The 8,514-nt window shown below is 64.9% G+C and carries 9 protein-coding genes and 1 tRNA gene; 7 read left to right on the plus strand and 3 right to left on the minus strand.

The features are described 5' to 3' along the window. A partial coding sequence (locus A5624_RS12825; protein ID WP_156749000.1) for a serine/threonine-protein kinase occupies positions 1-932 on the minus strand: 932 nt, incomplete at its 3' end. 435 nt (positions 933-1,367) lie between these two features. On the opposite strand from A5624_RS12825, the gene A5624_RS12835 reads away from it, so the two are divergent. Beyond that, positions 1,368-2,198: an LLM class F420-dependent oxidoreductase gene (locus A5624_RS12835; protein ID WP_066866678.1), complete on the plus strand. Its 831-nt coding sequence runs from the start codon at positions 1,368-1,370 to the stop codon at positions 2,196-2,198. Positions 2,199-2,300: 102 nt separating this feature from the next. Then, complete coding sequence (locus A5624_RS12840; protein WP_066866680.1) at positions 2,301-3,203, plus strand: SAM-dependent methyltransferase; 903 nt, start codon at positions 2,301-2,303, stop codon at positions 3,201-3,203. A gap of 31 nt (positions 3,204-3,234) precedes the next feature. Here A5624_RS12840 and A5624_RS12845 read toward each other — a convergent pair whose 3' ends face one another. Further along, complete coding sequence (locus A5624_RS12845; protein WP_066866682.1) at positions 3,235-4,038, minus strand: mycofactocin-coupled SDR family oxidoreductase; 804 nt, start codon at positions 4,036-4,038, stop codon at positions 3,235-3,237. Between the two features lie 269 nt (positions 4,039-4,307). Between A5624_RS12845 and A5624_RS12850 the strand changes: the two genes are divergently transcribed. Both A5624_RS12850 and A5624_RS12855 read left to right on the plus strand, forming a co-directional pair. Continuing rightward, complete coding sequence (locus A5624_RS12850) at positions 4,308-4,568, plus strand: helix-turn-helix transcriptional regulator (RefSeq protein ID WP_066866685.1); 261 nt, start codon at positions 4,308-4,310, stop codon at positions 4,566-4,568. Beyond that, positions 4,549-5,850 carry a type II toxin-antitoxin system HipA family toxin gene (locus A5624_RS12855; RefSeq protein WP_066866687.1) on the plus strand — a complete coding sequence of 434 codons (1,302 nt, stop codon included), beginning with the start codon at positions 4,549-4,551 and terminating at the stop codon, positions 5,848-5,850. Before A5624_RS12850 ends, A5624_RS12855 begins: the two co-directional genes overlap by 20 nt. A gap of 183 nt (positions 5,851-6,033) precedes the next feature. Here A5624_RS12855 and A5624_RS12860 read toward each other — a convergent pair. Next, positions 6,034-6,107: transfer RNA gene (locus A5624_RS12860), tRNA-Gly, on the minus strand. Between the two features lie 173 nt (positions 6,108-6,280). On the opposite strand from A5624_RS12860, the gene A5624_RS12865 reads away from it, so the two are divergent. From A5624_RS12865 to A5624_RS12875, 3 genes are all read left to right on the plus strand, one after another. Then, a complete protein-coding gene (locus tag A5624_RS12865) occupies positions 6,281-6,916 on the plus strand; it encodes a hypothetical protein (protein ID WP_197499429.1) in 636 nt (211 codons plus the stop codon). A 29-nt stretch (positions 6,917-6,945) separates the two neighbouring features. Then, positions 6,946-7,518, plus strand: a complete 573-nt coding sequence (gene dcd, locus A5624_RS12870; RefSeq protein WP_066866692.1) for a dCTP deaminase — start codon at positions 6,946-6,948, stop codon at positions 7,516-7,518. A gap of 131 nt (positions 7,519-7,649) precedes the next feature. Continuing rightward, positions 7,650-8,336 carry a hypothetical protein gene (locus A5624_RS12875; RefSeq protein WP_232002254.1) on the plus strand — a complete coding sequence of 229 codons (687 nt, stop codon included), beginning with the start codon at positions 7,650-7,652 and terminating at the stop codon, positions 8,334-8,336. The last annotated feature ends 178 nt before the right edge of the window (positions 8,337-8,514 follow it).

An 8,514-nucleotide genomic window follows, 5' to 3' on the forward strand; every position in this document is an offset into this window, starting at 1 on the left:
CCGCCCACCGTGCGCCCCGCGCCCGCGCCGACCGCGGTGATGGCCATCGCGTCGGGCTTCAGGCCGTTGCGGCGCAGGCTCTCCTGCAGCCCGCGACCGAACTCCGCCGCCGAGGCCGGCCGCTCGGCCAAGTCGACCGCCATCGCCGTCTCGATCGCCGCACACACCGCGTCGGGGATCCCGCCGGGACGCAGGTCCGGGACCCGCGTGTTGTTGATCCGCGTGTAGTGCGCGAGCAAGTCTTCGCTGCCGCGGCGCTCATAGGCGGGGTTGCCGGCGATGAGCGAATACAGGGTGGCGCCAAGCGAATAGACGTCGCTGCCGACCGTCGCAGGATCGCCCGCCATCACCTCGGGCGCGAGGTAATCGATTGTGCCGGAGAACAATCCGGCCGCCGTCTCATATCCGCCGGCGATGTGGGCGGTCCCGAAGTCGGTCAGTTGCGGTTCGCCGTAGTCGTTGACGAGCACGTTCGCGGGCTTGATGTCGCGATGCAGCGTGCCGCTCAGGTGTGCGGTTTCCAGTGCGCCGCAGAGCTTTACGCCGATCCGCACGGCTTCCGGCCAGGCGATGGGGCCCTCGCGCTGCACCCGCAGGCCCAGCGAGCCCGCGGGGCAGTACGACATGACGATGTAGGGGCGGCCGCTCGCGGTCAGGCCGACCCGCAAAATGTTGACGATGTTCGGGTGCCCCGAGAGCCCGCCCATGGCGTAGCCCTCGCGCAGAAACCGTTCACGGCCGGCGTCGTCGATGAAGGTCGGCAGCACCTTGATCGCCACATTGCGCCCGAGCGCTGTCTCGCGACAGCAATAGACCACCCCGGCGGCGCCCCGAGCGATCTGGCGGGCGTTGTCGAACCCGGCAGCGGCTAACTCCGCCACGACCTCGCTCGCTCCCGACGCCGGGGCGCGAGCCTTGGGTTTTTCAGCCATTACCTGGCCCCAACTTCCCAGGCGATTGATCAATCGGGGTCAAGCGTAGCGAACATCGGATCGCCGTCAGTGCGGTTCCGGCGACAATCCTGGCCGCTAACCCGGTTGGCTCGTGCGTTGTCGCCGCGCTTCGCCCGCGGTCTCAACGTCGATGCCGTCGGGGCCCCGGCTCTGCAGATGCTGGCCGGTCTGGTACCGCAACCGACTGACGATTGCACGCACGCAGCACCCGCTGACTGTCTGCGCCGCTACCGGTAAAGCCGCAGGCTGGTTGGCGTCCGCGGTCTCGGCGACGCTGATCACGAGGACAGCAAGGGGGTTTCTCGAGGCGTCCGGCGATTCGGCCACCCGCACAGGTTGCATTGCGGTGGCGGTCGTTTCGGAAGTCACGCGGGACGCCTGCAACCCCGTGCATGACTAACGGTCGAGGATCAAATGGACTTTGGTATTTCCACGTTCGTAACCGACAACAGCATCGACACGGTGTCGCTCGCTCGCGCGATCGAAGACCGGCACTTCACTTCGCTGATGGTGGCCGAGCACACCCATATACCGGCCTGCCGGCAGTCGCCATATCCACTCGGCGGCGATTTGCCCCCCGAGTTTTACCGGACGCTCGATCCCTTCGTCACACTGGCCGCTGCCGCGGCGACGACGTCGAGAATCGAACTGTTCACCGGTATCGCGCTGTTGGTCCAACGCGATCCGATCATCGTGGCAAAAGAGGCCGCGAGCATCGATTTGATATCGAACGGCCGGTTCGCCTTGGGCGTGGGCGCAGGCTGGAATCTCGAGGAACTGCGCGACCATGGCACCGACCCGAAGACGCGCGGTGCGCTGCTCGACGAGCGGATCGAGGCCGTCAAGGCGCTGTGGAGCGACGAACCCGCCGAATACCACGGCACGTATGTCAATTTCGACGCGTCCTACATCCGGCCCAAGCCGGTCCGGCAACCGCATCCTCCGGTCTTCATCGGCGGCAACTCCGCGGCAGCGGTGAAACGGGTGATCCGGCACAACGCGGGATGGCTAGCCGTCCCAACGCCGGCGGAGGCCTTGATCATGCGGACCAACGAAATGCGTGACGGTGCGGGCTACGACGTCCCGCTGGCGATGTTCGGCGCGCCCGTCGACCCCGACTATTGGGCCGTGGCCGACAAGCTGGGGTTCGGCCAGGTGGCGCTCCTGTTACCCACGGTGCCGACCGACGAGTCACTTCGACTGCTCGATGACTACGCCGCCAAGGTTGAGCAATACCGTGGCTAGGGCTTCGATGCCGGGGAACTCGCCTGCTGCCCGAATCGCGCGCCGCTACCCAAAGCTTTCGACGCGACAAATCTTGGCAACCGAAATCCCAAAGGAGCGAACATGACCCGAACCGACGACGATAGCTGGGGCTTGAAAACCAGCGTGGGAGCCACGGCCACGATGGTGGCCGCGGCGCGGGCCGTCGCCAGCAAGAGCCCCAACCCGCTGATCAACGACCCGTTCGCCGAGGATTTGGTTCGGGCAGTCGGAATCAAGCTTTTTACCCAGATAGTCGACGGACTGGTCTCGTTTTCGGAGATCGGGGCGGGCTGGCTTCCGGCGTATTTCGGTCTTCGCAGTAGGGCCTTCGATGACTTCGCCACCCAGGCGTGCTTCCTGGGTCTTCGACAGGCGGTGATTTTGGCATCCGGATTGGACAGCCGCGCGTACCGATTGGACTGGCCGTCGGGGATATCCATCTATGAAGTGGATCAACCCGAAGTCATCGGCTGGAAGCGAGATATCCTGGCGAAGCTGGGCTGCGCGCCGGCGACGCACCACCGTTGCGTGGGCGTCGATCTCCGACGTGACTGGGCGAAAGCATTGCTGCAAGCGGGGTTTGACGACTCTAAGCCGACAGCATGGATTGTGGAAGGTCTCCTGGTCGGCTATCTGCCACCCCGGGCGCACGACGAAATACTCGATGCGATCACGGGATTGAGCGCCCCGGGCAGCCGGATAGTGGCCGACCACACCGACATCCGTCGTCCCGATCTGATCAATGAATTTCTCAGCGAGTTCCATGACCAGTGGTGCCAGCGTGACCCCAGCCTCAATTTGCGAGGACTGACCTTTTCGGGGCCCCGGCAAGATCCCGCGGTGTATCTGGCGGAGCGTGGCTGGGTAACACACAACGCGAACGTGACCGACCTCTTGCGCGCCGCTGGGCGATCTCCGTCCGCGGCGGGTGAATTTCCCGCGTCTTCAGAATTCATGCTGTTTCTGAACGGGGTCCGTAACTAGACGGCCCGCCGACTGCATGCGGAGCCGATCGTCAGTGGATGCGTGCGCTGCCGCCGAGGCCGATCTCGAGCACGCTTCCGGTGATCACTCCCGGGTCGGTGACCAGGTACACCACGCCGCGGCTGACGTCCTCGGGCTGTAGCCAGGGTTGCGGTATCGGGTTGGCTTTGGTCATCCGGCGCACGAGGTCGTCGGGGACGTCGTCGCTTCCGGTGGGTTGCACCATCGGCGTCTGGGTGGTGGTGGGGCAGACGACGTTGATCGTGATGCCCTCCTTGGCGACCTCGAGGGCGGCGGACTTCGCCAGGCCGATGACGCCCCACTTGGTGGCGTTGTAGGCGGCCAGCTCGGGGATGCCCATGCGGCCGCCCATCGAGGAGGTGACGACGATCCTGCCGAACCGCTGCTGGCGCATCACCGGGATCGCGGCGCGCAGGGTGTGAAAGGCGCCGGTCAGGTTGGTGTCGATCAGCTGTTGCCACACCACGTCGCTGACGTCTTCCAGCACCCCGGTGCTGACGATTCCGGCGTTGGCCACCACGATGTCGAGGCTGCCTAGGTCGGCGACCGTCTGGGTGATCGCGGCGTTGACCGCGGCCGCGTCGCGCACGTCCAAGGTGATCGGCACGCAACGCCGGCCCAGTTCCTCGACGAGCTTGGTCGTTTCCCGTAGGTCGTCCTCGGTGCCCAGGGGATAGGTCAGGTCCGTCATCGCCTGCGGGGCATCGGCGACGACGATGTCGGCTCCTTCGGCGGCCAGGGCCAGCGCATGCGAGCGGCCCTGTCCTCGAGCTCCGCCGGTGATAAAAGCCACGCGTCCGTCCAAAGCACCCATGGCGGTAAAGCTACCAGCGGGTTACGCGCTTGCCGGCGCGCCGGGTGGCGTTATGAAACCGATTGCTGTGGGCGAGGTTTCGGCGCTATGCTGCCCGGCCGCTCGGCGTTCTTTCTCCATCGCGCATCCGCTACAGATGGAGCGTGCGTGCTATATATTTCGATCATTCGAGTCCACGCTCGAGATGATAGAAATATTAATCATCAGGCGTCTGGGGTCCAATGATAAAAATATTGATCATCCGGGCATATCCGCCGTATGATTAAAATATGCATCATCAAGTACCGTTGGTATACGACACCATCGAATTCGGCGAACACGTCCGGCGCGCGCGCCAGGACAGGGGCTTCAACCAGGATGAGCTCGCCAACCGCATCGGAGTCAATCGTATGACCATCTCCCGTCTCGAACGGGGAGAATCTGTCAGCGTCGATATAGCCCTGCGCGCGCTTTCGGAGTGCGGCATGGCGCTGGCGCTAGTGCCGAAGTTTTCCCGAATGACGACAATCGATGGCGCGCAAAGCGCTTGACGTCTGGCTGTACGGCGTCCACGTCGCACGGCTGAGCGAGCCGCGCCGCTTCCGTCTGCGTTTGGAGTTCACCGAGGAAGCGCTCGACAACTTCGGCGAGGGGAGTCGAGTCCTGTCCTTGGCGTTACCCATCTTGCGAAAACCTGTCCAGGACCGGGACGGCAAGTTGCAGGTCTCGGCCTTCATCGAAGGCCTTTTGCCAGAAGGCAACCTGCGTCGCCACATCGCCACCGAGGCTGGTGTGCCAGTCAACGACACGATGACGCTATTGGAACGGTTGGGCGCGGAATGTGCGGGTGCGGTCCAGATTCTCACCGAAGGAGCGAAACCCGGTGCCGGCCGGGTCCGCCGATTGACGAAGCAGGAGGTCGACACTCTGATCGCGGACCTGCCGACCTACCACCTACCCGAGGGCACCACGCCACAGGCATCGCTCGCCGGTATTCAGGACAAAGTGCTCTTGGTAGCTCTTCCCAACGGCGAATGGGGTTGGCCTGAAGCAGGTGCGGCTTCGACGCACATCATCAAACCCGAGCCGCTCGGCGGCGCCGTGAAGCTTCTCATTCAGACGGAAGATTGGGCGCTACGAGTGGCGCGCGGCGCAGGCATCGATGCCGCAGAGCCGCGAATAGAGCGCTTCGGTGGACGCACGGCCATTGTCGTGGTCCGCTATGACCGAGGCCCTGACGGCACTCGGCTGCATCAAGAAGATTTCTGTCAGGCGCTAGGTCTCGATCCCGCGGCCAAATACGAGAGCACCAGCGAAGCAACTCGTTTGGGCTCGAGGCTACGACGCGTGGCACGCGCGGCCGCACCGAGGGCATTGGATCCTGACGGCTTTCGATTGGCGTTGCTGCAGGCAGTCACGTTTAACGTCGTCATTGGCAATAGTGACGCGCACTCAAAAAACTACTCAGTGATGATCGGCCGTGATGGCAGTGTGTCCCTGGCACCGATCTACGACGTCGCGCCGGTCATGTACCTGGATCCCGCATTCAAGGGCACCGGACATGTGATCAACGGGAAGACGGGTATTGACGGCATCGACGTCGATGATCTGACGGCCGAAGCGGTTTCCTGGGGCATGGGACAGCGACGAGCACGTGCGGCCGTACGGTCATGCATGGAGCGGATATACAGCTCAATCGAGCGCATCGCACTTCCCCCGGGAGCCGAGTCGGTCAAGGCGAACCTTGACCAGTTGTGGATCCAACGCTCTTGGGGCACAGCGTCTTTGAAATCCGGGCGCTCCGACTCGGCCTGGAGCGCCAGCAGCCCGTAGAGGTGCCGTGTTTCGGTACGCCCCCTCCGCATCCAGGGCGAGTCCGAGGTCGACAAAGTGTCTGAGGCGCATGGGCGCTTACGCGTGCTGAGACCAACATGTCGCGCGGGGGCCGGCCGTTCAGATGGATCACCGTGACGCTGACACGGCGTCGTCATCGCGCCGCATCGCCGCGGGTAAACGTGGAGCCGATGACGGGAATCGAACCCGCGTATTCAGCTTGGGAAGCTGATGTTCTGCCATTGAACTACATCGGCACTTCTCGCCAAGGAAGGCTAGCACCCGACGGGAGCCGTCGAGGTCAGGACCGCTCATCGACTACGGCGCTGCGGCCGCCGCCGCGCGCTGTCGCACCGAAGCGGAGTTATTCCTTTCACAAATTCACATTCGCATATTTATTATTCCGTTATTGCGCCGTAATGTGCTCGGGGTGGGTCGGCACAGGTTAGCCAGGAAGCGACGTAAACCGTCGGTGGCCCTGGCTGCGGTGCTCGCCCCCGCGGCCGTGTTCTTCGCGGTGTCCTCGGACGTCACCCCAATTGCGCCGCATGTCGAGGCCAAGCCCGTTATCAGCGAACCCGCCCCGTGCTGCGCGCAAATCGTGACCGTGGCGTCCAATCGCCTCCTCACCGGCGTAGGCGATGCCGAGCCCGCCGCGGCGTCGCGGTATCACACCCGGGCCCCGCTGCTGACCGCCGACGTCGCTCCCGAACGCGGCCTGCAGGTCCGGACGATCCTGGTCGCCCGCAGCATCACCGCCGACTTTCCCCAGATCCACGAGATGGGGGGAGTGCGCCCGGATCCGTTGCCGTGGCACCCCCTGGGGCTGGCGCTCGACGTGATGATTCCCGACCCGGAATCGGCGGAGGGTATCGCGCTGGGCAACGCGATCGTCGCCTACGTGCTGCAGAACGCCAACCGCTTCGGCATCCAGGACGCGATCTGGCGCGGCGTCTACTACACGCCCGGCGGAGCGCAGCCGAGCCGGCTCGGCCACTATGACCACGTGCACGTCACGACCACCGGCGGCGGATATCCGACCGGCGGCGAGGTCTATCTCCGCTGAACGCGTCCCCCGGAGGCTAGGCTCGTCGCGTGCTGCTCTCCGATCGCGACCTCAGGGCCGAAATCAGCGCCGGGCGGTTGGGCATCGAACCGCTGGACGACGCCCTGGTGCAGCCGTCGAGCATCGATGTGCGACTTGACTGCATGTTCCGGGTGTTCAACAACACCCGCTACACCCACATCGACCCGGCCAAGCAACAGGACGAGCTGACCACCTTGGTCGAACCCGTCGCCGGCGAGCCGTTCGTCCTGCACCCCGGGGAGTTCGTGCTGGGCTCGACGCTGGAACTCATCACCCTGCCCGACGACCTCGCCGGCCGCCTGGAGGGCAAGTCGTCGCTGGGCCGCCTCGGCCTGCTCACACACTCGACGGCCGGGTTCATCGACCCGGGCTTCAGCGGTCACATCACGCTGGAGCTGTCCAACGTGGCCAACCTGCCGATCACGCTGTGGCCGGGCATGAAGATCGGTCAGCTGTGCATTCTGCGGTTGACCAGTCCCGCCGAACATCCTTACGGCAGTACGCAAGTAGGTTCGAAGTACCAGGGCCAGCGGGGACCCACCCCGTCGCGGTCCTATCAGAACTTCATAAGGACTACATAGGTTCGCAGCGGCCCTCCCGCACCCCTGCTGGGCGATACTTAGTTAGCCATTGGTTTTTCCTCCGCCTGGCCGTGGCTCATCGTGCAATACCTTTGGAGGGGTTTGTATTGGATATCGTGCTCGGGGTGTCGATGGCACCGTCATCGATCCAGATGGTCGTCCTGGAAGGCGAATACGCCGACGGCGCAACCGTAGAAGAGGACGTGTTCGACGTCGCCGACGTCGACGATGCGGCCACCGCGACCGGGCCCGACCAAGTGATCTCGGCCATCTTGGGCACCCGTGAGGGCGCGGCCGACGCCGGCATGGAACTGTCGTCGATCGGCGTGACGTGGACGGATCAACTCGAAGCCGCGGCGCTGCGCGACGCGCTGACCGCCCACCGGATCGACAACGTCATGCTGGTGTCGGTGTTTTTGGCCGCGGCGGCGTTGGCGCAAAACGTGGGCGGGGCAATGGGTTACGAGCGCACCGCCGTGCTGCTGGTGGAACCCGATACCGCGACGCTGGCGGTCGTCGAGACCTCCGACGGCTCCATCCCCGACGTCTATAAGCAACAGATCCACGCCCAGTCCTACGGCGATGCCGCCGAGCAACTCAGCGCGATGGTCGCCGGGATGGAGAAGCTGGAACTGCTGCCCGGCGGCCTGTTGCTGGTCGGCTCGGGTATCGACGTCGGGCCGCTGAAGCCGGTGTTGCAGTCGACGACCTTCCTCGACGTGAGTGTGGCCGAGGAACCGGAGACCGCGCTGGCCCGCGGGGCCGCGCTGGCGTCGGCGAACGCGCCGCTGTTTGCCTCGTCGACCGCCGCGCTGTAGGCGAGGTCGTCGTCGCCGGGTTCCGAGCCGAGCGGGACATAGAGGTACTCGGGAAGCGAGTACTGGTCGACCGAGCCCGTGCCGGGATCCTGCGCATATGCCAGCGCGGCGGTCGACGAGGCAAACAGCGGCGCGTTCGCCGACGCCAGCGCGGCCCCGCGGGCCAGCGCGGGGCCGG

Source organism: Mycobacterium sp. 1482292.6, assembly GCF_001672995.1.
GTDB lineage: Bacteria > Actinomycetota > Actinomycetes > Mycobacteriales > Mycobacteriaceae > Mycobacterium > Mycobacterium europaeum_A.